The sequence below is a fragment of the Okeania sp. SIO2B3 genome (genome assembly GCF_010672525.1).
Classification (GTDB): domain Bacteria; phylum Cyanobacteriota; class Cyanobacteriia; order Cyanobacteriales; family Microcoleaceae; genus Okeania.
Window position 1 is genome coordinate 18,174 of the sequence record NZ_JAAHGH010000033.1, and the last position, 26,997, is coordinate 45,170.

24 protein-coding genes and 1 pseudogene are annotated in these 26,997 nt (G+C 35.9%); 16 read left to right on the forward strand and 9 right to left on the reverse strand.

Going from position 1 to position 26,997, the window contains the following annotated elements:
• Positions 1-648: 648 nt before the first annotated feature.
• Positions 649-840: a hypothetical protein gene (locus F6K15_RS20575; RefSeq protein ID WP_293063740.1), complete on the reverse strand. Its 192-nt coding sequence runs from the start codon at positions 838-840 to the stop codon at positions 649-651.
• Between the two features lie 958 nt (positions 841-1,798).
• A complete protein-coding gene (mnmA, locus tag F6K15_RS20580; protein ID WP_293063802.1) occupies positions 1,799-2,893 on the reverse strand; it encodes a tRNA 2-thiouridine(34) synthase MnmA in 1,095 nt (364 codons plus the stop codon).
• A 944-nt stretch (positions 2,894-3,837) separates the two neighbouring features.
• On the opposite strand from mnmA, the gene F6K15_RS20585 reads away from it, so the two are divergent.
• The 3 genes from F6K15_RS20585 (at position 3,838) to F6K15_RS20595 (ending at position 9,884) form a co-directional block, all read left to right on the forward strand.
• Positions 3,838-4,686, forward strand: a complete 849-nt coding sequence (locus F6K15_RS20585) for a hypothetical protein (RefSeq protein WP_293063741.1) — start codon at positions 3,838-3,840, stop codon at positions 4,684-4,686.
• Positions 4,687-6,045: 1,359 nt separating this feature from the next.
• A complete protein-coding gene (locus F6K15_RS20590) occupies positions 6,046-7,572 on the forward strand; it encodes an NAD(P)H-hydrate dehydratase (RefSeq protein ID WP_293063743.1) in 1,527 nt (508 codons plus the stop codon).
• Between the two features lie 1,379 nt (positions 7,573-8,951).
• Positions 8,952-9,884 (forward strand): spermidine synthase, encoded by a 933-nt coding sequence (locus tag F6K15_RS20595; RefSeq protein WP_293063745.1) that lies wholly within the window; start codon positions 8,952-8,954, stop codon positions 9,882-9,884.
• An 866-nt stretch (positions 9,885-10,750) separates the two neighbouring features.
• Here the strand turns inward: F6K15_RS20595 and F6K15_RS20600 are convergent.
• Positions 10,751-11,377: a calcium-binding protein gene (locus tag F6K15_RS20600; RefSeq protein WP_293063746.1), complete on the reverse strand. Its 627-nt coding sequence runs from the start codon at positions 11,375-11,377 to the stop codon at positions 10,751-10,753.
• 86 nt (positions 11,378-11,463) lie between these two features.
• On the opposite strand from F6K15_RS20600, the gene F6K15_RS20605 reads away from it, so the two are divergent.
• Together F6K15_RS20605 and F6K15_RS20610 are read left to right on the forward strand one after the other, a co-directional pair.
• Positions 11,464-12,132: a DUF2301 domain-containing membrane protein gene (locus F6K15_RS20605; RefSeq protein ID WP_293063748.1), complete on the forward strand. Its 669-nt coding sequence runs from the start codon at positions 11,464-11,466 to the stop codon at positions 12,130-12,132.
• A 525-nt stretch (positions 12,133-12,657) separates the two neighbouring features.
• Entirely contained in the window at positions 12,658-13,317 is a 660-nt protein-coding gene (locus tag F6K15_RS20610; RefSeq protein ID WP_293063749.1) for an ElyC/SanA/YdcF family protein, read from the forward strand.
• 239 nt (positions 13,318-13,556) lie between these two features.
• On the opposite strand, the gene F6K15_RS20615 is transcribed toward F6K15_RS20610, so the two are convergent.
• The 5 genes and pseudogenes from F6K15_RS20615 to F6K15_RS20635 form a co-directional block, all read right to left on the reverse strand.
• Positions 13,557-13,853 carry an RNA-binding protein gene (locus F6K15_RS20615; RefSeq protein WP_293063750.1) on the reverse strand — a complete coding sequence of 99 codons (297 nt, stop codon included), beginning with the start codon at positions 13,851-13,853 and terminating at the stop codon, positions 13,557-13,559.
• A gap of 523 nt (positions 13,854-14,376) precedes the next feature.
• Positions 14,377-14,776, reverse strand: a pseudogene (locus F6K15_RS20620) (RNA-guided endonuclease TnpB family protein); the annotation flags it as partial.
• 326 nt (positions 14,777-15,102) lie between these two features.
• Positions 15,103-16,506, reverse strand: a complete 1,404-nt coding sequence (locus tag F6K15_RS20625; protein WP_293063751.1) for an NAD(P)(+) transhydrogenase (Re/Si-specific) subunit beta — start codon at positions 16,504-16,506, stop codon at positions 15,103-15,105.
• Complete coding sequence (locus F6K15_RS20630; protein ID WP_094678584.1) at positions 16,506-16,796, reverse strand: NAD(P) transhydrogenase subunit alpha; 291 nt, start codon at positions 16,794-16,796, stop codon at positions 16,506-16,508. The genes F6K15_RS20625 and F6K15_RS20630 overlap by 1 nt, the downstream gene beginning before the upstream one ends.
• 115 nt (positions 16,797-16,911) lie before the next feature.
• A complete protein-coding gene (locus F6K15_RS20635; protein WP_293063755.1) occupies positions 16,912-18,054 on the reverse strand; it encodes a Re/Si-specific NAD(P)(+) transhydrogenase subunit alpha in 1,143 nt (380 codons plus the stop codon).
• A gap of 868 nt (positions 18,055-18,922) precedes the next feature.
• Between F6K15_RS20635 and F6K15_RS20640 the strand changes: the two genes are divergently transcribed.
• The 10 genes from F6K15_RS20640 (at position 18,923) to F6K15_RS20685 (ending at position 25,874) form a co-directional block, all read left to right on the forward strand.
• The gene (locus tag F6K15_RS20640) at positions 18,923-19,450 is read left to right on the forward strand and encodes a DUF2808 domain-containing protein (RefSeq protein WP_293063756.1); all 528 of its coding nucleotides are present in this window, start codon (positions 18,923-18,925) and stop codon (positions 19,448-19,450) included.
• A 120-nt stretch (positions 19,451-19,570) separates the two neighbouring features.
• On the forward strand, positions 19,571-19,711 hold the full coding sequence (gene rpmH / locus F6K15_RS20645) for a 50S ribosomal protein L34 (protein ID WP_124147110.1): 141 nt from the start codon (positions 19,571-19,573) through the stop codon (positions 19,709-19,711).
• A gap of 57 nt (positions 19,712-19,768) precedes the next feature.
• Positions 19,769-20,176 (forward strand): ribonuclease P protein component, encoded by a 408-nt coding sequence (rnpA, locus tag F6K15_RS20650; RefSeq protein ID WP_293063760.1) that lies wholly within the window; start codon positions 19,769-19,771, stop codon positions 20,174-20,176.
• Positions 20,148-20,537 carry a PH domain-containing protein gene (locus F6K15_RS20655; RefSeq protein WP_293063762.1) on the forward strand — a complete coding sequence of 130 codons (390 nt, stop codon included), beginning with the start codon at positions 20,148-20,150 and terminating at the stop codon, positions 20,535-20,537. Before rnpA ends, F6K15_RS20655 begins: the two co-directional genes overlap by 29 nt.
• 192 nt (positions 20,538-20,729) lie before the next feature.
• On the forward strand, positions 20,730-21,878 hold the full coding sequence (yidC, locus tag F6K15_RS20660; RefSeq protein ID WP_293063764.1) for a membrane protein insertase YidC: 1,149 nt from the start codon (positions 20,730-20,732) through the stop codon (positions 21,876-21,878).
• On the forward strand, positions 21,878-22,378 hold the full coding sequence (locus tag F6K15_RS20665; RefSeq protein WP_293063765.1) for a R3H domain-containing nucleic acid-binding protein: 501 nt from the start codon (positions 21,878-21,880) through the stop codon (positions 22,376-22,378). The genes yidC and F6K15_RS20665 overlap by 1 nt, the downstream gene beginning before the upstream one ends.
• A gap of 141 nt (positions 22,379-22,519) precedes the next feature.
• Positions 22,520-23,029, forward strand: coding sequence for a DUF177 domain-containing protein (locus F6K15_RS20670; protein WP_293063766.1), 510 nt, complete (start codon positions 22,520-22,522; stop codon positions 23,027-23,029).
• A gap of 63 nt (positions 23,030-23,092) precedes the next feature.
• Positions 23,093-23,329, forward strand: a complete 237-nt coding sequence (locus F6K15_RS20675) for a hypothetical protein (RefSeq protein WP_293063767.1) — start codon at positions 23,093-23,095, stop codon at positions 23,327-23,329.
• 584 nt (positions 23,330-23,913) lie between these two features.
• A complete protein-coding gene (locus F6K15_RS20680; RefSeq protein WP_363268389.1) occupies positions 23,914-24,225 on the forward strand; it encodes a methyltransferase domain-containing protein in 312 nt (103 codons plus the stop codon).
• Between the two features lie 149 nt (positions 24,226-24,374).
• Positions 24,375-25,874 carry an AAA family ATPase gene (locus tag F6K15_RS20685; protein WP_293063769.1) on the forward strand — a complete coding sequence of 500 codons (1,500 nt, stop codon included), beginning with the start codon at positions 24,375-24,377 and terminating at the stop codon, positions 25,872-25,874.
• A 94-nt stretch (positions 25,875-25,968) separates the two neighbouring features.
• Here the strand turns inward: F6K15_RS20685 and F6K15_RS20690 are convergent, their stop codons facing one another.
• On the reverse strand, positions 25,969-26,124 hold the full coding sequence (locus tag F6K15_RS20690) for a hypothetical protein (RefSeq protein ID WP_293063770.1): 156 nt from the start codon (positions 26,122-26,124) through the stop codon (positions 25,969-25,971).
• A 444-nt stretch (positions 26,125-26,568) separates the two neighbouring features.
• On the opposite strand from F6K15_RS20690, the gene F6K15_RS20695 reads away from it, so the two are divergent.
• Entirely contained in the window at positions 26,569-26,997 is a 429-nt protein-coding gene (locus tag F6K15_RS20695; RefSeq protein WP_293063771.1) for an SH3 domain-containing protein, read from the forward strand.

Consider the following 26,997-nt stretch of genomic DNA (forward strand, 5'->3'; position numbering starts at 1 on the left):
AAAAATTGGCAGTTAGGCAAAATCAGATAAACCCACTGATGGAAAATTGACTATTTCTAGATTTCAGAAAAAATTTCAACCAGTCAAAATCAGATAAACCCAATGATGGAAAATTGACTACTCCTGAAATTTCCCCTCCGACTATCAAAAAATTTCCATACTCATCCATACTTACTCTGACTTTAGCTCCTGAAAAAATTGGCAGTTAGGCAAAATCAGAGAAACCCAATGATGGAAAATTTACTACTCCTGAAATTTCCCCTCCGACTATCAAAAAATTTCCATACTCATCCATACTTACTCTGACTTTAGCTCCTGAAAAAATTGGCAGTTAGGCAAAATCAGAGAAACCCAATGATGGAAAATCTACTACTCCTGAATTTTTCCCTCTAACTGTCAAAAAAGTTCTAGAGAAACTCATACTTACTCTGAATTTACTTCCTGAAAAAATTTCAACCAGTCAAAATCGGATAAACCCACTGATGGAAAATTTACTACTTCTGAAATTTACCCTCTAACCATCAAAAAATCTTCTGAGAAACCCAATGATGGAAAATCTACTACTCCTGAAATTTCCCCTCTAACCATCAAAAAATTTCCAGACTCATCCATACTTACTCTGACTTTACTTCCTAAAAAAATTGGCAGTTAGGCAAAATCTGAAAAACCCACGGATGAAAAATTTATTACTCCTGAAATTTCCCCTCCGACCATCAAAAAATCTTCAGACTGACCTATACTTACTCTTGCTTTAACTCCTGAAAAAATTGGAACTTCGGCAAAATCAGAGAAACCCACTGATGGAAAATTAACTATTTCTAGATTTTCCCCTTTGAGCATCAAGAAATATTCAGAGGAACTTATATTTACTCTTGCTTTAGCTCCTGAAAAAATTTCAATCGACCAAAATTCGAGAAACCCAATTATGGAAAATCTACTACTCTTGAAATTTCCCCTCTAACCATCAAAAAATTTCCAGACTCATCCATACTTACTCTGACTTTAGCTCCTGAAAAAATTGGCAGTTAGGCAAAATCTGAGAAACCCACTGATGGAAAATCTACTACTCCTGAAATTTCCCCTCTAACCATCAAAAAATTTCCAGACTCATCCATACTTACTCTGACTTTAGCTCCTGAAAAAATTGGCAGTTAGGCAAAATTTGAGAAACCCACTGATGGAAAATCTACTACTCCTGAAATTTCCCCTCTAACCATCAAAAAATTTCCAGACTCATCCATACTTACTCTGACTTTAGCTCCTGAAAAAATTGGCAGTTAGGCAAAATCTGAGAAACCCACTGATGGAAAATCTACTACTCCTGAAATTTCCCCTCTAACCATCAAAAAATTTCCAGAGGAACTCATACTTACCCTGACTTTATCCCCTGAAAAAATTTGCACCAGCCAAAATTTGAGAAACCGACTGATGGAAAATTTACTATTTCTAGATTTTTCCCTTGAAGCGTCAAAAAATCCCCAGAATAATCCATAATTACTTTTACTTGATCCTTAAAAAAATTCTCACAAAGCAAAATTTAATAAATCTACTAATAGATAATTTAGTAGTCGGGATTTTCTACTTCAATAATCAACTAAAATCCCGACTATAAACTAACACTTACCGAATAATTAAGGTTTAAAGCTTCTCCTTTAAAGGAGAAAAAACGGTCGAGGGATGACGAGGTCTCCTCGCCATATCCAATCGACCAAGAGAAGAAAAAAAAATCCTTAAGCGTCAATCCTCTCCTTGAAAAGAAGAGGTAATAATTAATCATTAATTATTAATTATTAATTGTTTAACCCTCCTTTTCAATTATCCCTCCACCTAACAAAATATCTCCCTCATACCAAACAGCAGCTTGCCCAGGAGTTATACCAAAAACCGCCTCTTCAAACATTAACTTAACTCGAAAACCATCCTGTGGTTTCTCCTCATTAATACCCAAAGGAATAATATTTGCTGCTACAGGTAAACTACGATATCTCACTTGCACCTCCCCTCGTATAGGTATAGTTGGTGGGACAATAGAAACCCAATTAACCAGCTTCACAGTGGACTCCATTTTTGACGCACTGTCGCGATCGCCCACTATTACCCGATTCATCACTGGGTCCAAATCAATTACATATAGAGGATGAGGGGCCGAAACTCCTAAACCTTTTCTTTGGCCAATTGTATAATGATGGACACCATCATGCTTTCCTAATACTCGCCCCTCTTGGTCAACTATTTCACCTTGATGGGGTGTAATATATTTATCCAAAAATGCCCGCATCGAACCGCTAGCTTCCACTAGACATAAATCCTGACTTTCCGGTTTATCAGCAGTTTTCAAACCATATTCTGCTGCAATGCGTCGGGTTTCACTTTTTACAACTTCCCCTAGAGGAAATACGGAACCAGCTAATAAGTCCTGTGTTAGATCGTACAGAAAATAAGATTGGTCTTTGTTACGGTCAACAGCACGTTTTAATTGATAGCGATTGCTTTCTGAATCATAATCAATTCGCGCGTAATGCCCCGTGGCAATTTTGTCAATACCCAATTTTTCACGGCCATAAGCCAACATCGGGCCAAATTTCACAGCTTTATTACATTGAGAACAAGGTAGTGGAGTAATTCCGGCACTGTATCCTGTTACTAAATAATCAACAATATTTGCTTGAAATAAATCGCGACTATCCACAATATGATGGGGAATACCTAACTGTTCACAAATATGAGCCGCATCGACCATTCCCTCGGAACAACATTGACCTTTTCCTTTCATTAACCAAAGAGTTAAACCCTCGACTTGATATCCTTGATGATGTAGTATTGCTGCGGTTGTGGAACTATCAACTCCACCGGAAAGACCGACTATAATTTTATTCATTGAATTTGAGGTTATAAAATCAAAACTATATGTATTTATCTTGATTATAGATTTTTTGAAGAAGGAAGAAGTGAAGAAGGAAGAAGGAAGAGGGAAGAGGGAAAAATATTACTTTGTCTGAGTTTTAAGTTCTCGATCTTTGTTAACCTTTCTTTCGACTGCTATATATGAGACTGCATAGAATTATCAAATTTATTAATAAGAAGGAAGAGGGAAGAGGGAAGAAGGAAGAGGGAAGAGGGAAAAATATTACTTTGTCTGAGTTTTAAGTTCTCGATCTTTGTTAACCTTTCTTTCGACTGCTATATATGAGACTGCACAGAATTATCAAATTTATTAATAAGAAGGAAGAGGGAAGAAGGAAGAGGGAAGAGGGAAAAATATTACTTTGTCTGAGTTTTAAGTTCTCGATCTTTGTTAACCTTTCTTTCGACTGCTATATATGAGACTGCACAGAATTATCAAATTTATTAATAAAAAGGAAGAGGGAAGAAGGAAGAAGGAAGAAGGAAGAGGGAAAATATTACTTTGTCTGAGTTTTAAATTCTCGATCTTTGTTAACCTTTATTTCGACTGCTATATATGAGACTGCACAGAATTATCAAATTTATTAATTTGTCTGTCTTAATCTCAAGTCAACTCCGATTAAAATATTATTCTATGCAATTTATTATGAATTTGACGTTAGACTTTTAGAGAAAAGTAAATAGGGAATGTCAAATAGCAAGCAATAAAATTTTCACGATTTAAAAAGGAAGAGGGAAGAAGGAAGAAGAAAGAAAAAATGGATGGGGACTCAAACCCCAACCAATTGTCAACACCGTGTAGATGGTGGGGTATTAAACCCAAAATAAAAAGATAATTTAGGATTGCTATATATAATTTCACTTTGTTTTGCCCATGTAATAAACTATGTTTGATCGTCTGCTAAAAATCATCATTTATTCGACTGACTCACCATGCTAAACCAATTATCTTTAATATTAGAATACAGAATTTCAAAAATCTCATTCTTATCAATTATATTAGGAGGATTTTTAGCTATAAATCACCAAACTATCGCCCAGGGAAAAGTAATTAAAACTCAAATTTCAGCCACAAATCAAAGGCAAAGCAAAACCAAGAATTTTAGCTCCAATAGCAATACAAAAAAACAGACACCATTAATAACAGAAAATTCCAGTTTTCCAAAATATCCTGAAGCATTACCTCCATCAATAATCAGACCATCAATTCCGCAACAAGAACCAATATTTAATCCCATCGAAGTAAATCCATTTCCCAATTTACGATATGTTGTCTATATTGAATCAGACAGTGCATTATTGTTAGGAATTATTCGGCGAAAAATCGAACCAAGAGCAGTATTGCGTTCTTTTGCAGGCGATACTGTAATTCAAATAGGAAGTTTTTCTCAGTTATTTTTTGCTTTAGATTTATTAGATTATTTAGAAGAAAGAGGAATTAATGCCCAACTAGAAAAACTTGATTCAAATGAAGCTTTTGGTGAACCTGTAAAACCTGCAATTTTAGCAGCTAGTGTATATCCTCCAGTTAAACGTTCAATTGCTTATGGACTAAATAATAGTAAATCTTATTATTTATTAATTCCTAGTAAGTCAACAGATTTAGCTTTAATTACATATAAATTGCGATTATTAGGAGTTCCCAACCAAGGTATTCAGGTGACAGAAATTCCCGAAAATGTAGCTATAGGACCTTTTGAAAAAGAAGAAATAGCAGAAAAGTGGCAACGCTATTTATTAGATTCGGGGTTTGTTAATGTGGTTATTTACTTTGGTCGTTAAAAGTCAGTAATTTCAGTTATCAGTTATCAGTTATCAGTTATCAGTACCTCCTGTAATAAGGAGGCTTTAAATCTGGAATATTCTCTTTCTCTTGGTCAATTAGATATGGCGAGGAGACCTCGCCATCTCTCGACCGCTTTTTATCCCCTTAAAATAGCAGGGTATTCACAAAAAAAATTCGGGAATATATAGCAAAAATGCGTAATAATTGGTCTTATACCAATTATCATGTATGAATGCTACAAAAAAGAAAGTTCAAATTTTTCACCTAAGCTATTGAGAATTTAAACTATATATATAACTTTTTTGTCAAAGAAAACGGAAAACAGAAAACATATACAATTAAGGCTTTTAAGTAAACAAATTATGTCCTAACCGTAAGCATTCAGCAGTCAGCTATCAGCTATCAGCTTCATTACCTTAAGTTAGCAACTCAAACTCGTTATCATTGTGTTTCAATTCCCTAGTTGAAAATGTAGTAAAAGTTAAGCGAATGCTTGCTTCATTCATTAAAAAGCTGTTTACATAGCATTCCGCAGTAAGAGCTGACTGCTAATAGCTGTTTGCGCAGCATTCCGCAGGAAATGCTTACTCCTAACCTACCTTGGTAATGCGATAAAATCTAAGTTGGTCTTAGCTTAAAATGAGCTATTTATAGCAGCCGCTATTACTGTATTTGACATATCAAATAAAATTCAGACAATACCAGATTTTTCCTTGTTGCTTTTTGCTTTTTGCTTTTTCCTTCTGCTATATTTCTATCATTATTTCTGTTTTTTATTATTCCAACTTCAGTTCTTCCTTACCGAATAATTAATCATTAATCATTATTAATTAAATAATTCAGCTAATTCCGCCTCCCCTTGGCTGCGCCGCGAGCTGTCGCTCTACAAGGGGAAAATCAAGAAATAATATTTCCTTATATTCAATTCCGTAACGGTTAAAACCCGAGGTAATTATCCATTATCCATTAATGAACTTTCCTTTTTCTAGTGAATTAAATTAGAATAATATATCAGTAAAAATATGTCTTAACTTAGAAGTAGCTGATAGGATTAGAGAATCTATTTATTTCTATCATTATTTTTGTTTTTTTTATTCCAACTTCAGTTATACCAATTCCTAAAAGTAACCCTATACTTTGGTAAGACTTTAGTTATTAATTAATCAAAACAAGTATAATTACCTTTTTGCTAAAAATAGCCCAGTTAATGTTAATTATTCTTACTTTTTACTTCTCTCCTACTCCCCTGTTCAATAAAATGTAGAAAAGTTTTTGAGAAATGGTATTATTCCCTCTTTCTTAGCTTTACTTTTTTCTAGTGAAGAGAATTAAATTAGAATAATAGATCAGTAAAAATGAACAATACTAAAGAAAAATTTGTAGTTACTGCTGCACAAATGCGACAAATAGAAGAACGAATATTTGTTGCCGGAATGCCAGTAGCGGCATTAATGGAAAAAGTTGCTGGATTAGTAACACGAAGAATCGTAAAATTATTCAATTCTAATATTAGTAAAATTGGTATATTAGTAGGTCCTGGTCATAATGGCGGAGATGCTTTGGTTATAGCTAGAGAATTATATTTCCAAGGTTATGAAATAATAGTTTACTGCCCGATGCAAAAACTTAAAGAATTAACAAATGCTCATAGTAATTATCTCCAATCTTTAGGAGTTGATTTTGTTAATAATATTTCTCTTCTCAAAAATTGCGACTTGCTCATAGACGGTTTATTTGGCTTTGGTCTAGAACGAGAAATTACCGGAGATTTAGCTAAAGCAATCAATGAAATTAATAGTTGGAAAAAACAGATATTTAGTATCGACTTACCTTCTGGAATTCATACAGATACAGGAGAAGTTTTAGGAACAGCAATTTCTGCTAACCACACATTTTGTTTAGGTCTGTGGAAACAAGCATTTTTACAAGACCAAGCCTTAGAATATATAGGTACATCCGAACTAATAGATTTTGATATTCCTCTAGCAGATATTACAGCAATTTTAGGAGAATTTCCCACTATTGAAAGAATCACAAAAACATCTGCCACAGCAAATTTTCCCTTACCTCTTTCTCCAACAACCTATAAATATAAAAACGGTAATTTATTATTAATCGTAGGTTCCCATCGTTATAGCGGAGCAGCAATTTTAACAGGATTAGGTGCCAGAGCAACAGGTGTCGGAATGTTATCAATTGCCGTACCAAAATCAATTAAACCCATACTAAATAATCACTTACCAGAAGCACTAATTATTGGTTGTCCCGAAACAGAAACCGGAACAATAAAACAATTACCAAAAGATATAGATTTAAGTAAATTTGAAGCGATCGCCTGCGGACCTGGTTTAACAACAGAACCTAAATCTATAATAGAAACAATATTATCCGTAAATTGTCCGATAGTTCTAGATGCTGATGCTTTAAATATTTGTGATAATTTAGAAAAAAATTATTTAGTTAGTCAACGTCAAGCACCAACAATTATTACACCCCACCAAGGAGAATTTAAACGTCTTTTTCCCCAACTAGAAAATCAATTCAATAATCGGATATTAGCAGCTCAAAAAGTAACTAAAAATAGTAACCTGATTTTAGTTTTCAAAGGAGCAAAAACAATTATTGCCAATAGTCAAAAAATATTGATTAATCCAGACAGTACCCCTGCATTAGCAAGAGGAGGTAGTGGAGATGTATTAACAGGATTAGTTGGAGGTTTATTAGCTATTACTTCAACTAAAACTCCACCACTCGAAGCTGTCAAAACAGCAGTTTGGTGGCACGCTCAAACAGCAATATTAGCAGCAAAAAAACGCACCGAGTTAGGAGTAGATGCTTTTACCTTAACTCAATATTTAATCCCCGCACTAGAAAAAATATAACCTTTTTTAGTGGGTGCATCTCAATTTTAGGGAATAGGGAACAGGGAATTGGAAATTGGGAATTGGGAATTGGAAAAAAGTATTTTTGCAAATATGCAAATATGGGATGCACCCTTCTTCGTTTGATAAAAAAACAAAAATCTGGAAACATAAATACCTTCTTATCTATGCCTCAAAAATGGAATAGGGAATTGGAAATTGGGAATTGGGAATTGGAAAAAAGTATTTTTGCAGATATATAAATATTGAGATGCACCCTTCTTAGTTTGATAAAAAAACAAAAATCTGGAAACATAAATACCTCCTTATCTATGCCTCAAAAATAGAATTGGGAATTGGGAATTGGAAAAAAGTATTTTTGCAGATATGCAAATATTGAGATGCACCCTTCTTAGTTTGATAAAAAAACAAAAATCTGGAAACATAAATACCTCCCTATCTATGCCTCAAAAATGGAATAGGAAATTGGGAACAGGGAACAGGGAATTGGAAATTGGGAATTGGAAATTGGGAATTGGGAATTGGAAAAAAGTATTTTTACAGATATGCAAATATTGAAATGTACCATTCTTAGTTTGATAAAAAAACAAAAATCTGGAAACATAAATACCTCCCTATCTATGCCTCAAAAATGGAATAGTGAATAGGGAATTGGGAACAGGGAACAGGGAATTGGAAATTGGGAATTGGGAATTGGAAAAAAGTATTTTTGCAAAGATGCAAATATTGAAATGTACCATTCTTAGTTTGATAAAAAAACAAAAATCTGGAAACATAAATACCTCCTTATCTATGCCTCAAAATTCGATCCTTACTTATTAATTAGGTAGGCATAAAAATATATATCAAACTTGGATATAGTGTTAGGTTTTGAGGAATTAAAATCATCCTTTTTCTCTTTATATGTTGGCAAAAAAATCCCGTCTCAACCCTCATCTTTATAAAGGGATAAAAAAAGAATGTTACTATTAATAATTGTCATTAATGTAAAATCCGGTTATATAATATATGTTGATAATTCTATAATTAGAGTTTGCTGAAAAAGCCTTTTAGTAGGGGTAGGAGACAGGAAAAAACCCACCCCTAACCCCGACCGTGGAGGGGAAGACAGGAAGAACGGGGAATGAGCGAGGAGGTAGGAGTAAGAATTATCAGAGTGATTTTTCTGCCCAACTATGCGCCAAAATACGCTCCATGCATGAGCATTTTAGACTGAAATAGGCGCACTGCAATTCGACCCCAAAAAGGCACTTGTCTTTATATGTCAATGCTTTTAGATTTAATCAGCAAGCCCTAATTACTTCAAGCCTTCAATCTCCCCTACTCCCCCACTCCCCCACTCCCCACCCCCAACTATTTTATTCGGAGGAAAAACATCAATGGCAGGAGCTAAACTTAATACAAACTTATGGTTCGCTGAACAAATTACACCTTGGGATATTTATAAACATGGCATTGATCGGGTGCTGGTTTATCAAAAAACTAAATATCAGGAAATGTTTATTGTTGAAGGTATTTATGGCAAAGCTTTAATACTAGATAATAAGTGGCAGTCGTGCACCAGAGAAGAATTTCTCTACCATGAATGCTTAGTACATCCACCTATGATTTTTCATGGGTCTCCACGCAAAGTCTTAGTACTTGGAGGTGCAGAAGGAGCAACATTACGAGAAGTACTACGCTGGAAAACTGTAGAAAAATTAGTTATGGTTGATATAGATGGGGAAGTAGTAGATGCCTGCAAAAAGTATTTGCCAGAAATGCACCAAAATTCTTTTGAAGACCCCCGCGTAGAATTAATTATTGATGATGCCCAGAATTTTTTAAACTCTTCTTCAGAAACTTGGGACGTGATTATTTCCGATCTAACTGACCCTATTGAGTCTGGTCCATCTTTTCCTTTATTTACTCAGGAATACTTTCAAAAAATTCGCCAAATTTTATCTCCTGATGGAGTTTTTATTGTACAAGGAGGCTCAATTTCTCCTGCCGAAATGTACCTTCATGTCCGCGTACTTAAAACTTTACAAACTGTGTTTAACTATGCTCATTCTGTAGAGCCTTATTCTACCAGTTATGGATGTCCATTAGGATTTGTTGTTGCTTCTCAGCAAGAACTTTCCTCTACACCAAACCCAGAAAAAGTAGACCTTTTATTAGCAGAAAAAACTATCGGTGGTTTAAAAGTTATGGATGGTATTTCTTTGTTGGGAATGTTGCAAATACCTTTGAATTTACGACAGGCGATCGCCACAGAAACTCAGATATATACTTTAAAATCTCCACCAAAATCTATTCAGATTTCAGATTAAAAATTAACAAGAAAATTACTACTCAATCAAGGAAGTTATAGCGCTACGCGCATAGGGAATCCGTCGAATTGGCGACGTACAGAAGTCAGAAGTCAGAAGTAATCACTGACTAACTTTGACTATTTATAAATGTCCGCGCCCCATTTGCATGCTATAGGTAATCCTAAATAGGGTTTGCGCTCAAAAGTCTTATGGGTGAGGGTAGGAGTCAACCCACCCGCGGGGCCCGACCGTGGAAGGGAACTCAGGAGGACCGAGTCAGGATGAATGGGAATTACAGAGGATGTAGTTGGAAGAATTGTCCCTTAATTTTTCTGCCCAACTCTTGCACAAAATGCTAGTTTTTTGAGCTTTCTTGAGCGAAAAGCTGGCACTTTTTTTAACCCTAATAAGGCTGAAACCTTTATATGTCAATACTTTGATAGTTAATCAGCAAGCCCTAAATTTATTAAAATTTTGAATATACCAATATTATGTGAACCTGCATATAATTATGAAATTCATTAATTTATCAGTCTTTATCTACAGTCAATTATTCTGGAAATCTTTATTCTATGCAACCTCATATTAAATTAAATTAAATTAATATAACTAACCCATCCTAACATGACGTTATATATACTTTATACCGCAAAATTTTGGGTATGCGCCTCCCCTTTTAAGGGGATAAAAAGCGGTCGAGAGATGGCGAGGTCTCCTCGCCATATCTAATCGACCAAGAGAAAGAGAATATTCCTGATTTCAACCCTCCTTATTGCATAGGTACTGTTAGCCCAGTTCCTCCGCAGGAGGCTAACTGATAACTAATAATTGAAATTGCTGGCGCTTTAGGGCAACGAAAATTTTTTTTTCTTTCTTTTTTCTTTCTATAGATAAGTATAAAACCACATAGAATAATCCTCTAACAATTCAGCATTCTCAGAATCTTCCATAACAGCTTCTAATTCAGCTAGTGGCAATGTAAATTTCTGACTATCTGTAGTGCGCTCCAATTCTGCTAAAACTCCAGACTCTAAATTTAATCGGTCGTCTAATTTCAGCAGATTAAACACATCTGTATAAGATGGTTTTTTCTTCTTCAACTTTTGATATTCTTTTTCACTTCCTGGACCCATAGTATAATATTCTTCCCACTCAAATTCTTCTATTCCTGTCACTAAACAAGGAAAATCAATATTTTGCTTGAGATATTTAAAATATTTTTTTAAATTACTTTGATTAACTTTTAAATTACTTGTATTGAAAATTTCCTCTAACTTTTGCTCAAAAACTTCTAAATTAATTTGTTGTGCTTCATCTTCTTCTGCCATCCCTTGAAAAGCACCGATCTGTTGTAAAAAATCCTCAATAGGTACACTAATAGTTATATTTTCTCCATTATTCAGCTTACCAGTTTTCCCTGATATAATAGTCTCATCAATTTCAATTGGTTTGAGTTTTCTGGTATCAGGTTGAGACTTATTTTTATTTTGTTTTTGATTAGATTTTGGCATGAAGTTCTCCCCTTATCCAGGTTTATGATTAAAAATATCTATAAGTAAAAAAAATCAGTCGATCTATATTTCTTTAGGAGTAAATTATGACACAAATACTACAATCTCCAGAACCCATAGTTTATCAAGGACATTTTGGAGAATTTACTATCACAAAAAGCGATCGCCTTAGTGTCCTTATTTACCGTAGTGGCCTGATGATAGCTGCCCTGAGTTTTGCATTAGGTAGCGCCTTAGTCTTATGGCAAGGCAACAACCCAGCAGTGATTAAAGCACTAACACCTATCTATGGCTGTTTTTGTCTAGCTTTAGGTCTAAGTTTAGCCACTATTCATATCTATATGGCCATTTTACACCGACTACTCCAACTATTTTGGATTATAGGGACTATTACTACAGTAATCTTAGCAATTAATAGTACTCAACCCCTGTTCTTAGTAGTGTACACCAATCCAATTACCATTTTAGGTGTTGGTTTTACCTTTGCGGCCTTGACTGGTATTTATTTCAAAGAAGCTTTTTGTTTTAACCGCCTAGAAACAAAATTTCTCACACCTTTAGTACCTTTTTTACTCCTATCTCATATGGCTGACTTTTTATTACTTGAAGTCAAAGAATTTCTATTAGGAATTTGGGCGTTTCTATTTATAGTTTTTGCTATGCGAAAGGTATTCCAAGCAATACCTCCAGACATTGGAGATAAGAGTGTTTTTGAATATTTACACAAAAAACAGGAAGAAGTAGCTCATAGCTAGCGCCGCTACGCGGAAGTTAAAAGTTAATCATTTTTGATTGGTAAGGCTTTTAGGATTTTGTAACTGGTTAGTTATTTCTGCTATCCTGCACTAGAAAGAGCTATTAACAGTCAATATTAGACATCTGGAGAATAAAGATATATACTTTTTGCTCATAGTAGGGAATAGGAAATATGGAACAGGGAATAGATTTTCACGGCAAAAGACTACAAAAAATGATTTTGTAAATTACTTTTACAACAGTAGCTTATTTTAAATAAATAGCAAGTTTATTTTCTGGAGATATCTATTATCTCATGTTCGCACTTTATTATTTGTGTAAAAGTTAGCGTGAATATCTACAAATAAATTTAAGTTTTTTCTTGCTTTTAAGCCTTCTTTCCTCTTTCCTCTTCCTTTGATATTACCTAAAATTCAGTTCAAATAAATTACTTATATAAAGTCAATAGTAAAGAATAGAAAAAAATATAAATCTATTTTATTAACTGGATTTAGTGTTATATGGAATCTATGTTGATCACTTAAATGCCTCAAAAAAACATTTTCTTACAATGGCAGGAACAATTAATTTTAATAATCCAGGTATGGATATTAATTCTAGGATTAATTATCTTTCTAATTACGATTTGCTGCTTTAATATTTATTCATTCTTAGCAGTAAACTCCCCCATAAAAGCGGATATACTAATAGTTGAAGGTTGGATGTCTGACTATGCAGTAAAATTAGCGATCGCTGAATTTTATCAAGGTGCTTATCAAAAATTAATTACCACAGGTTCGCCCATAGGTAAGGGATATTATCTATCAGAATATAATAACTTTGCCGAACTAACAGCCGCAACTTTAATTGCCTTGGGTGTCGATCCAGACCGAGTTGTTGCAATACCTACTCCTCAAGTGGTTAAGTATCGCACTGCTGCCTCTGCTATTGCGGTTAAAGAATGGCTAGCAACTTCTAATCTCAAAGTAGACTCTATCAATATCTATACTTTAGGACCTCACGCTCGTCGTAGCTGGATGATTTACCGAAATATTTTCAGTCCAGATATTCAGGTAGGTGTGATTGCTCTTGAGCCTAAAGGGTATAATCCTAACAGATGGTGGCAGTCCAGCGCAGGTATGCGGACTGTTGTTGGAGAGGCGATCGCTTACTTTTATACCCGTTTTGTCAATTGGAAGTCTTGAATAAGGATGTTATGAGTTAGTAGACAGGAAAAATGATGAATGAGCCGGCACTATAAGACTCGTCACTCATTCAAGACTAACAAAAATTAAGATTTGGTAGGGGGTACTCAATGGACTTGCGAAACACACAAAAATTACAGAATTCAATTCAAAATTCTGCACTTTGTTATTGTTAATCCGATGCTTCCCCTACCTGAATTGTTTCTTGATAATTAACTTTTCATTAAAATGAATTAAATTTAGTAGCGACGAGAGTTGTTTCTGCGACCACCACCACCAAAGGAAGGTCTTTCCTCCCGTGGCTTTGCTTTGTTCACTTTTATTTCGCGATCCATCCATTCAGCACCATCAAGTGCAGCAATGGCCGCTTCTTCTTCTGCCTCAGTATCCATTTCCACAAATCCAAAACCACGAATGCGTCCTGTTTCACGGTCAGTTGGTAAATGAACCCGTTTGACAGAACCATATTCCTGAAAAACTTCAGATAGGTCATCCTGCGTAACCTCGTAAGATAAGTTGCCTACATAAATTGACATAGATATTCTCCAAAATTAAGATTTTTGTAGAGATTTAGATTTCGGAGAGAAGCTTGTCAATAGCGATAGGAAAGTAGCTCTCAATATAAACAAACATTATAACCGAATTTATTCTCGTATTCTATAATAGCACAATAGATATTTATATTCAGAGACTTTTTTGAAAATATTGAAAATATTTAAGATGAAAAAATGGCCAACTAAGTACGTTTCACTAAAGTCAGAAGTCAAAAGTCAGAAGTCAGAAGTGATATTTTAGACACTTATATAAAATCCGGTCATACAGTTATCGCACTTTCTACTTCCATTCAATGCAGACATAAAATGCCGGAATATCCCCAGATAATTCCAACTCTCATCCTTTCTTCTTACTGACTCCTCTCATCATACAATAACTAATTATCCGAATACTATATTAAAACCTGCTTCATAAAACCGATATAAAACGTCATCGGGAAGTGACATTTTAATGTTTACTTCCTGCTTCCACTGAGGCCGTCGGCGGTTACTCATCCACAGGCATTCACGGGTCTTGCCCGACCGCATCTCTCAAATTGATACTGGCGTTTAAATCTTGGCGAAGATTGACAAGCCACATTCAGGGCAATCATAAGTCCTTACATTTAATGGCATATCTTGAACGTGACTGCAGTGTGAGCAAGTTTTTGATGATGGAAAAAACCTGTCAACTACTACTAACTCTGAACCGTACCATTGGCACTTATATCCAAGCTGTCTTCTAAACTCATAAAATCACTATCTGCTAACTGATTTTCGCTAGTTTATGATTGCGTAACATTCCGCTGACATTGTCATACTTCAATTGATACAGTGCCGTGGTTTTTGGCTAGGTATGTTGTCAATTTATGAAGTGCGTCTTTACGGATGTTTGCTACTTTTATATGCAACCTGGCTATCTTTAGTTGTGCCGCCCTACAGAGTCTGTTTAAAAGTACGCTTTATAACTTATTATATCGTTATTCTTGGATTAAGTCAATCCTCTACTCCACAATTTTAGCTTATTATTTGATTTCATCAGTTACCAACTATTTGTGAGATTTTTTAAGTGAATTGGTATAAATTCGTGTAGCTTCTATAGGGAATGGCAAAAACAAACAAAATAATGAAAAATAACTTGCTCTGGAAAACTTAAAACGAGCATTGCTCAATGAACAATGCTCAGTATCAAAGGGTTAGAGGTAAGAGCTTTGAGACAAATATTATACGCTTACCACAGCTAGATCCAATGTTAAAGTTGCTTAACCTCAGAAACCAACTTAGCAACCATATCCTTAGCACTACCAAACAGCATCATAGTTTTATCCTTGTAGAACAAATCATTGTCCACACCAGCAAAACCAGTGCTGAGACCACGCTTAATCACAATAGTATGCTTTGCCTTATCAACATCAAGAATAGGCATCCCATAAATTGGACTATTCTGATCCGCACGCGCCGCTGGGTTGACAACATCATTGGCTCCAATTACCAAAGCTACATCTGCCTGGTCAAACTGAGGATTAATGTCATCCATATCATACAATTGGGGATAAGGCACATTAGCTTCTGCCAACAATACATTCATGTGTCCAGGCATCCGTCCTGCAACTGGGTGAATAGCATACTTAACCTCAACACCCAATCCTTCCAACTGGTCTGTCAACTCACGGACTGAGTGTTGTGCTTGAGCAACAGCCATACCATAACCAGGTACAATTACCACAGAACGCGCATAACCCAACATCATTGCACCCTCTTCAGGGTCAATGCTGCGGACAGACTTATCAGTCGTGCCACCAGCAGCAGCAGGACCGCCACCTTCACCAGTACCAAATGCAGCAAACAGTACATTAGTCAAAGAACGGTTCATACCCTTACACATAATTACTGTGAGGATAATACCAGAAGCACCAACCAATGCACCAGCAATGATCAACATATTGTTCATCACCACAAAACCAGCAGCACTAGCCGCTAGTCCAGAAAATGAGTTCAACAAAGAAATCACAACTGGCATATCACCCCCACCAATAGGGATAACAAACATTACACCTAATATTAGGGATACACCTACCAATGCTAAAAACACGGGTAAGTTGAATGGCGTGACACATAGATAAACGCTACCAACAATAAACCCACCAAATAGGAGAGCATTAACAGGTTGTTGCAATGGGAAAGTGATTGGAGAACCACTCATAATACCCTGTAGTTTAGCAAAAGCAATTACAGAACCTGTAAAAGTTACACCACCAATTAATACGCCCAATAAAGCTGTAATAGTAGTAGGCAATGGAGGAGACTGAGCAACAGCCAAATACCGCCAAAACTCACCTACTGCCACCATAGCAGAAGCAGCACCACCCAAACCGTTGAATAAACCAACCATTTGAGGCATATCAGTCATTTCTACCTTGTAAGCACCGATCGCTCCAATAATAGAACCGACAACAATTGCTACCAAAATCATCTCATAGTTGATTACTTCCTTTTCTAGCAGGGTTGCTACAATAGCAATCAACATTCCCACTGATGCCAACAAATTACCATTACGAGCTGTAGCGGGAGAACCCAACTTTTTCAGCCCCACGAAAAACAAGGATACCGCTACCAAGTAGCTTAATTGGATTCCGGTTGGTATAAAATCGCTCATTATGCAGCCTCCTTTTTCTTGAACATTTGCAACATCCGGTCTGTAACCAAAAATCCACCAACTACGTTAATGGTGGCAAAAACGACAGCAATTAAACCTAAAATTACAGTGACATTCCAATCTTTGTCACCAGCGATAATTAGTGCGCCCAAAACTGCAATCCCTGAAATAGCATTAGCTCCAGACATCAGGGGTGTATGCAGAGTTGGTGGCACTTTATTAATTACTTCAAATCCGGCAAATGATGCCAAGACGAATACAAATAAAGCTGCAATTAATGTTTCACTCATAGTCCTTTTACTGTTAATGGTTGACTTTTATGGGGCATTAGCAAGGTTTTAAATTCCTTCTCAACAAGAAAAAATGTTCTTCCTGAGTGCTGAACGCTGAGTGCTGACTGCTTAACTAACTACCAACAGCAACACCTAAAGCATTTTTGACTCTTTGATTGCGAATTTCACCACCATGGGCAACACAAGCACCAGCAATGATATCATCCTCAAAATCAAGATTTAGCTCTCCATCCTTAATCATCAACTTGAGCAAAGCAGAAATATTTTTGGCATACAATTCACTAGCATGAACTGGCATAGTTGCTGGCAAATTGACCGGACCAATAATAGTCACACCATTCCACTGTACATCTTTGCCTGCTTCAGTACATTCACAGTTTCCACCCTGTGATGCTGCCATATCAACTATGACTGCACCTGGTTTCATTTGGTCTACCATTTCTTTAGTTACTAGCAATGGTGCTTTTTTACCAGGAACTTGAGCAGTAGTAATTACAATATCTGAAGCAGCAACGTGCTGGGTGAGAACTTCGCGAGTGTGTTGTTTAGCTTGCTCAGAAAGTTCTTTAGCATAACCACCCTCAGCAACAGTATCTTCCTGGAGAGTTACATCTACAAACTTTGCTCCCAAACTTTGTACTTGCTCTTTAACTTCTGGACGAATATCAAATGCTTCTACTACCGCACCTAGACGACGAGCAGTAGCGATCGCCTGTAAACCTGCAACCCCTGCACCCATTATTAATGCTTTGGCAGGTTTAATAGTACCTGCTGCAGTAGTTAACATTGGGAAAAACTTGGGTAAAGCAGCAGAGGCCAGCAAAACTGCTTTATATCCACCAATATTAGCTTGGGAAGATAAAGCATCCATAACTTGCGCTCTACTGGTACGAGGAATCAACTCCATACTGAATGCAGTTATTTTCCGTTCCGCTAAACGCTGCACGATAGCAGGGTTGCCTAAAGGATCGAGGAAACTAATTAAAACAGTACCCTCTCGTAATTTATCAATTTCTGATTCCTGTAATACCCCAATTTTTAGAAGTACCTCAGTTTCACGCCACAGGGCGTCACTATCAGAAATTATTTTTGCTCCAGCTTGTTCGTAAGCTCCATCAAAGAAGAAAGACTTTTCTCCCGCACTTGCTTCTACCTGGATTTCTAATCCCTGTTTGACTAATCGTGCTATCACATCGGGAACTAAAGCCACACGGGATTCATCAACCAGAGTTTCCTTAGCTACTGCTATTCTCATAAATTCTCCTTGTCTAGTGACATATTCCAACACTAACCATTCGGTATAGTGTGGGCTTCTCGCTTCGCAGTCCTGCTATTGCATCGGACTCCACAAGCTTTAAGGACGGGATGCCCCGCCGCCCTTTTTGCAGAGCGAAAAACTAAGCGCCTAGCTCCGCAATCAGATTTTACGCTTACCGCCGATTCATCTCACACCAAATTGAAAATTTCGCGCGCAGGTTTCTCGATGGTTTAGCTAAAGTTTGATTTTCTTAACTAGGAACCGTACCTAAAATAATTGGCCTGAGTTAGCTAGCAATTTTATTGTTCTTTTTAGCTGTTATCTAATTATTATTAGATTAGGCTGATATTTAGTTGCTTGTTGCTATCTTTAAACTTGTCTTATGAATTCAAGGTGGCCATCAAGAAGTTATGTAATTTTTAATACTAAATATTGGTTATTATTGAAGCTGTAACAAATTCAAAAAAATTGCTAAAGAGGATATTAAAATTGTGGAGACCGCTCTCAAAGTCAATATTTTTTTGTCAGCTTGAATAGAGATACTATTCCTTACTCCCTACTCCTTCCTTTGGTGGAAATTTCTAATAGACATCTGGTAAAAATCAAAAATAAAATCAATTATTATCTATAAATTCTCAATTGTTCCTCCCTTTTCCCTGTTCCCTCTTTTAGACATCTAGTAAAAATCAAAAATAAAATCAATTTTAGCACATAAATCATCAATTCTTTCCCCCCTACTCCCTACTCCCTACTCCCTACTGCCTACTGCCTACTGCCTCAGATGTTTATTGTAAAAATCCTGTGCTGTACTTATAAAATATTGATAAAGTTTTAGTTAAGATATTTTCAAGTTAGAGGAAATTTTATGAAACGTATACTTTCTACTTTGCTAGTTAGTAGTTGCTTATTAACAGGTATCCCAATTGCTAGCTTGGCTCAAGGGATGCCAGGATTTACACTATTTGGTGGCCCACAACAAAAAAATCAGTTAAACTTCCGTTTAGATTCTGGTAGGTCCGGGACTTGGGATCGTTATCGACTGCGGATACCAGCAAACAAATTAAATTTAGCAGTTGCCCAGTTATCAATTTTTTATCCCAATTACTACAAAGGTTCATTTGATACAGACAAAATAGAAATTCGTGTTGGGGGAGGAAGCTCAAAAAAACCAGAATCAATACCTATTGATGAAATAGTATGGGACAAAGAAAATAATTTTGTCGAAATTTACCCTGCTGAACCTATTCCTGCGGGTAATAAAATTGAGGTAGTTTTCAGTAATGTCAGAAATCCAAGATTTGGTGGAATGTACCACTTTAATGCCAATATTAGGACTCCTGGTGATGTGCCTTTACTGCGTTATATTGGCACATGGCTTTTGACCATAGAATAGGATATTTGATTGAGAAATTGACAATAGATTTGCCCTGTTTTACTTTATATGATATATGTGCTACGATTAGGGATTGTGACTTTAAATTGTGATTAGATTAGTGGCTAAGGAGTAGAAAAAATGACTCAAAGGACTTTACATGGTACAAGTAGAAAAAGAAGAAGAGTATCTGGCTTTAGAACAAGAATGCGTACTAGAAATGGCCGAGCAGTAATTAAAGCACGTCGGCAAAAAGGGCGGGAGCGTCTAGCAGTCTATTAGAAAAAGAAAATTAGAAATAGTTCTGATGATTATAGACAAGTTTTAAATAATCTCAATATGTTGCCTATCGAAAACAGGCTGCGTCATTATAAAGATTTTGGTGTTGTATATCAGAAAGGAATTCGCAAGAATAGTTCTTATCTGACATTAAAGGCTCTGCGTCATCAGCAAGAGCCTAAGTTACCTCAAAGTGTAGATAACTTAGAACCTCTGCGACCTACTCGGATAGGCATTACTATTAGTAAAAAAGTGAGCAAAGGAGCAGTAGTCAGAAATCGAATTAAACGCCAAATTAGAGCAGGTTTACGTCAAATGTTGCCATTTATATCCAAAGGATGGGATATTGTGATTGTAGTTAAACCAACAGCTCAACAGTGCAATTATTCTCAATTTCTGCAACAATTAGAAGAGTTATTGACACAACTGGAGGTGTTGGATGGGTATTCGAGAGGAAGCCTTTTATGAAGGTGGTCCCCACATAGGAGATTTAATTCTTAACTTATTAATTGGTTTAACAATTATTGGCCTACCTCTAACTGTTGCTGCTATTGTTAGAGCTTTATGGTTACGGTATAGGATTACTAATCGTCGAGTTTCCGTGATCGGAGGCTGGATGGGACAAGATCGAACAGATATTGTTTACTCAGAAATTGTCAATATAGCAAAAGTCCCCAGAGGATTAGGAGCTTGGGGGGACTTGGTAGTTACTCTCAGAAATGGTACTCGTTTAGAACTCAGGGCAATACCAAGATTTAGAGAAATTGAATCTTACATAACTGAAAAAATGGCTGCAAAAGCCCAAAAAACTAATAGTTCTAGTAATTGATAGTTATTTAACTATTATTTTTCATTCGTTATGTGTCTTTCAATTAGCTACTACTATAATATCGACCTAGTAAATTTTCTTATAAATGACTAATTTATATGTATTGAACTAGATACCTTTATTATATAGTAATCAAAAATTAAAAATAGTCGAAATTAGAAATATCACCAGCCCCAAGGTTGACATAAAATAATGGATTTTGGTATAGGGTTTCTTTCCAACAATATAATGCTGCCGATCCTAGATTTTTTCTACGGGATCGTACCAAGTTATGGTCTAGCGATCGTAGCTTTAACTCTTGTAATTCGCGCAAGTCTCTACCCCTTAAATGCGGGGTCAATTAGAAATATGCGTAAGATGAAAGTTACGCAACCTTTGATGAAAAAGCGACAAGAGGAGATTCAAAAACGCTATAAAGACGATCCACAAAAACAGCAGGAAGAAATGGGTAAACTGATGAAAGAGTTTAATCCATTGGCAGGATGTTTGCCACTGCTATTTCAAATGCCTATACTGTTTGCCTTGTTTGCAACTCTGCGTGGATCGCCCTTTACTAATATTAATTACACTGTAGATATACAAATATTTCCTCAAGAACAACTAGAGCGAATTCAACCACAAGCTTATATAACTTCACCTCAAAATATATATGTTAATGATGGTGTCCACTTTCCTATTTTTGCCTTGATGCCTAGTGGTAATAAGTTAGTTGTTGGAGATAAAGCTCAGGTCGAATTTCAAACAGTAGAGGGTAAATCTCTAGAAACTCTCAAACAGGAATATAATCAAACCGAAGTTAAACCTACATGGACTATAACTAAAGGTTCAGAAAGAGTTCAAATCGATCAAGATGGTAACTTGGTAGCTTTACAATCAGGTGAAGCTACAATTCAAGGTACTATCCCAGGAATTGCAGCAAATAAAGGATTTCTATTTATTAAAGCTCTAGGTCGTGTCGGTGCCTTTGATGAAAATGGGGCGATTCATTGGGATATATTAATTATGGTGATTGGTTTTGGAGTTAGTATCTATGCTAGTCAGACTATATCAGGAAAAGGACCTGGGGCTAACAATGCTAATCCTAATCAAGACTCAATCAACAAAATCACTCCCTTTTTGTTTTCAGGAATATTTCTGTTTACTCCTTTACCGGCAGGTGTGTTACTTTATATGCTTATCGCTAACATATTTCAAACGGTTCAGGCTTTTATTCTATCTAAAGAACCATTACCTGAAAACCTACAGAAATTAGTAGAAGAGTCACAACCAAAAACAACAAAAACAGGAAAGGGAAGAGAAGCACTACCCTTTGAACCAGGACGTTCTAAGAAGAAAGCTTAATGCTAGTAATGAACGATAGTTATTATATAGAGCAAGGACTAGACCAAGGAAAGCAATGGCTAGAGAAACTGCTGATTTTAGCAGAAATTCCAGCAAAAGTCATAGGTCAACAACAAGAAGACGGCTATTGGTTAATCATAGATGAGACTAATCTGACACAAGAACAAATTTCTATTCTAGTAGGATTCGATGGCAAAGCAATTGATGCAATTCAGTACCTTGTTAATACAATTCTGAATATAGGTAATGATTCAGAACAACATTTGTCCTACACTGTGGAAATAGCTGGTTATCGAGCTCGTCGTCAAGAAGAACTCCTATTAATAGCAGAGTATGCAGCCAAAAAAGTACGTTTGACTGGTGAAGAGCATGAGTTAACATCTCTATCTTCTGCCGAACGTCGTCAAATACATACTATGCTTCAAGACTGTGAAGATTTAGAAACTTACAGTCATGGACAGGAACCAGACCGCCGTTTAGTAGTAAAAATTAGAAGTTAATGACCAATAGAAAATATATAGAAAATATTTGGAGAAAAGAATGAATTATAGAGATTAAAATCATTAGTTAGGTAAAGCAAATTCAGAATTCTGAGTATAGAATTCTGAATCGCTGGTATGGAATAAGTGAGGTAAAAGAAGATGGAAGTAATACATATTCCCAGTCTACTAAAAAAAACTGACCAGACTGAGGCTATTAAGTTTGAGGAATTTATATCAGACTTGGAAACACTGACTCCAGTTAGGGGCTATTTACAAGTAACTAATCATGGCAATTATCTGGAAGTTAAAGGAGAATTAGAAACAATTATTACTCTCACTTGTGATAGATGTTTAAAACAGTACAACTACAAATTGGCGATCGCTCCAAAAGAATTAATTTGGTTTAAAGAAATTCAAGAGCAAAAAGATTTATTTCACATAGAAGTAGAAAATTCTGTGGAAGATTTGGTAGAAACTTTACCTCCAGATGGATATTTTAACCCTAGAGAATGGGTATATGAACAGTTGTGTTTGGCAGTTCCTCCAAGAAAGTTATGCGATAAAAATTGCCAGGGAATTAAATTATCTGATATAAATGGCTCCTCATCAATTCTAGACCGACGATGGGCGGCTTTAGAGTCTATTAAAAAACAACTAAATAATAGTTGAGAGTGAGCGATTAAAGTTGGTTATTAAGTATTAACAAAAAAACTTTTTACCAAATAAAAGATTATGAATAATAGATTGATCGAAAATTTAATTGATTTTTTACCTGCTTCATTTCGGAAAAAATATAGCCCTTTAAAAAAGGAAGTGAAAATTATTTATGGTAAGCTAACAAGACAAATTTTAGGACGGCCTGCATTGCCAAAATTAGATAATGGAGCTATCAACCTTCATGTTGGATGTGGTTCTATTAATCATCCAACTTTGATGTCGGCAAGGGGTCTCCCGTTATACGAATGTTAACGGGAGGGGAATTGCCGACCAACAAATAAACCGCGTAGCGTCCGCTTGAGCGGGATTTTTCGGTAAACCCTTGATGTAGTCTCGAATGATTTGGGCAACAGATAAGTCTTTCCTTTTAGCGTATCAATTAATTTTTTCATAATTTACTTGATTTACTCGAATTACTATCCGTTTATTTCTTGTCATTGTATGCATATTTGTGTTATGGTGATTATATCAGGAGTGGCGGTAATACGCACCTGATAACATTACATAGAAAACAACATAGAGTATGGGGTTCAATTCAGAAGTTCTAGTCAGCCCGTGAAAAGGTAAAACTCTTGAGGGTCCTGGATGAGTACAGAATTGTTCAGTACAAAAAGGCGGTTGGTCCTATCGTCTCTGTCTGCGGAGGGCTCGCGTGGTTGCACTCCCTGTGTTTCGCTCCGCGACATGTAACGCGCAGCGTTGCGCCAGCAAAACAGAAAGCCCGCGTCCGTGAGGTGGGGAAGCCTACATCATAATCTTTGATTTGATGTAGGAGAACGTGACAATTTATTAATATTGATGGATTACTAGCACCTCATATTCACTACATAAGCCCAATAGATAATTTAGCTCCTCTTAAAGATAACAGTGTAGACTTGATTTATGGTTCTCATTGTCTAGAACATTTTTCCCATCGTATGGTTTCTCAAGTCTTAAATGAATGGTTCCGAGTCCTGAAGGAAGGTGGTATTCTGCGTCTTTCTGTGCCTGACTTTGATTTGTTAATAGATAAATACAGAGCAAGTGGAAATAATATTAATAAGATTATCATTTTTTTAATGGGTGGACAAAACTATAAGTTTAACTTTCACATGACAGTATTTAATCAATCAAATTTAGAGTTACTTCTCAAAAAAAACAGGATTTAAGGAGGTTGAAAAATGGCAGGCAGGCTAATGTGAAATGACTATATTTAATGATAACTATAGAAATCCAATAAGCCTAAATATTGAAGCAGTTAAGTAATTGTTTTTATTATTTAGTCTATCTAAATTACTATTTATATTTATGATGATTGATGAATTTTCAAGAAGAATTTGAACTACTACTCCGCTCGCGCTACTCAATAATTTATATTCAGACGAGGGAAGAAGAACGAGTAGAAATTGCAATTACTGAATCAGCAAAAAAACAAGGTAATAGAGCAGTTTATACATGGGATTTTGTCGAAGGATATCAAAATAATCCTAACGATACAGGGTGGGGAAAAAGAAATCCTCTCCAAGGTTTAGAGCTTGTGGAAAAATTGCCAGAATCTGCTCCTGCGGTCTTTATTTTGCGTGATTTTCAAAGATTTTTGGAAGATATTTCTATTTCGAGAAAATTACGAAATTTGGCAAAAAAATTAAAATCTCAACCTAAAAATCTAGTTATTCTTGCTCCTCAAATATCTGTTCCAGAAGATTTAACTGAAGTTTTAACAATCATAGAATTCCCACTGCCAAATAGTCAAGAAATTGCCCAAGAAGTAGAACGTCTATTAGTGGCAATGGGTCAATCTTTAGACAAACGTTTATTAGATGAAGTTGTTCGAGCAGCTCAAGGATTATCTATTGAAAGAATTAGAAGAGTTTTGGCTAAAGCAATTGCTACTCACGGAGAATTACAGCTTAATGATGTTGATTTAATCTTAGAAGAAAAACGCCAAACTATCCGCCAAACTCAAATATTAGATTTCTATCCTGCTCGTGAAAATATTTCTGATATTGGGGGTTTAGATAATCTTAAAGATTGGTTATTGCGACGTGGAGGAGCATTTTCTGAGCGAGCGAGACAATATGGTTTGCCTCATCCGAGGGGTTTACTTTTGGTAGGAATACAAGGTACTGGCAAATCTCTTACCGCTAAGGCGATCGCTCATCATTGGCATTTGCCTCTACTACGTTTGGACGTGGGACGTTTGTTTGGAGGGTTGGTCGGAGAGTCGGAGTCTCGTACCCGACAGATGATTTCTATTGCGGAAGCTTTAGCACCTTGTGTTCTCTGGATCGATGAAATTGATAAGGGTTTTGCAGGGTTGAAAAGTCAAGGAGATGCTGGTACTACGAGTCGTGTTTTTGGTACTTTTATTACTTGGTTAGCTGAGAAAAAATCTCCTGTATTTGTAGTAGCTACTGCTAATAATATTCAATCTTTACCACCTGAGATATTAAGAAAAGGCAGGTTTGATGAAATATTTTTTGTTGGTTTGCCTAACCAAGAAGAAAGAACAGCTATTTTTGAGGTACATTTATCTCGGTTAAGACCTCACAATATCAAAAATTATGATATAAATCGTCTAGCTTATGAAACTCCAGATTTTTCTGGTGCAGAAATAGAACAATCTCTCATTGAAGCTATGCACATTGGATTTAGTCAAAATCGTGAGTTTACTACTGAGGATATTTTAGAGTCTGCTAGTCAAATTATACCTTTAGCTAGAACTGCAGAAGAACAAATTAAATTTTTACAAGATTGGGCAGCAGCAGGTAAAGCACGTCTTGCTTCTAGATATGGTGGCTTAAAAGGTAATTTTTAGAATAGCAGAAGAAGGAAGAGGAAAGAAGGAAGAGGGAAGAAGAAAATAGTGATACTAAATTATTTAGGACTTACGCAAATTATTAGACAATACGCTATCTGTAGGGGGCGAATGCCATATCTGTAGGGGGCGAATGCCATATCTGTAGGGGGCGAATGCCATATCTGTAGGGGGCGAATGCCATATCTGTAGGGGGCGAATGCCATATCTGTAGGGGGCGAATGCCATATCTGTAGGGGGCGAATGCCATTCGCCCCTACTGGATATGACGGTTCTGCGTAAGTCCTGTTATTGATAAATGTTTCCTACAAATAACTTTCTAGTTGTTAGGTGTTATACCATTTTTATGTGAGGCTGCACAGAATTATTAATTTTTGAATTTATCTGTTTTTATCTGGAGTTAATTATGATTATCTTTTATTCTATGCAGCTTCATATTAAATTGGTATTAGGCAAATTATTAATTACTAATTGTTAATTATTAATTATTTACTAGCCAGTTGATTTTTAACATTCTTTTTTCAGCCTTGGTATTACATCTTAATTTGTGATTGATTCCTACAATAAAAAAATCTATATTTCATAAAATCAAAAAAATAAACCTTTTTGATTATGTTTTTCTTTCTCTGTTCCCTATTCCCTATTCCCTGTATTGTGACTGTAGTAATATTTTATGAAATTGGTTATTAAAATTATGAATTTTTATAGCTTATTCAAATTTTTAGTAGGGTTTATTTTAGCAATACTATTGCTCATTGGTGCTAGTGCAGCATCAGTTCTCTACTTTGCCGCAAAACTAACGAAAATGCCTGAAAAACCAATATTTACTAATGAAAAACCTGTTGCCCAAAAAGTGAGTACGTCTTCTGCAGAAGCTACAAATAAAAATTTATCTAATCAATTAGACCCTGGAGCTTACAGAGCTATTGTAGTTGAACCTATTGGTTTGATTTTACGGGATACTCCTAGCAGAGATGCTAATCGTATTGGTGGTGTTTCTTATCAAGAGAAAGTTATAGTTTTGGAAGAAAGTTCAGATAAAAGATGGCAAAGGATTCGAGTAGATGATGGGAGTAATCGTACAGGGTGGGTATCAGGTGGTAATACTGAAAAATTGGAGTAA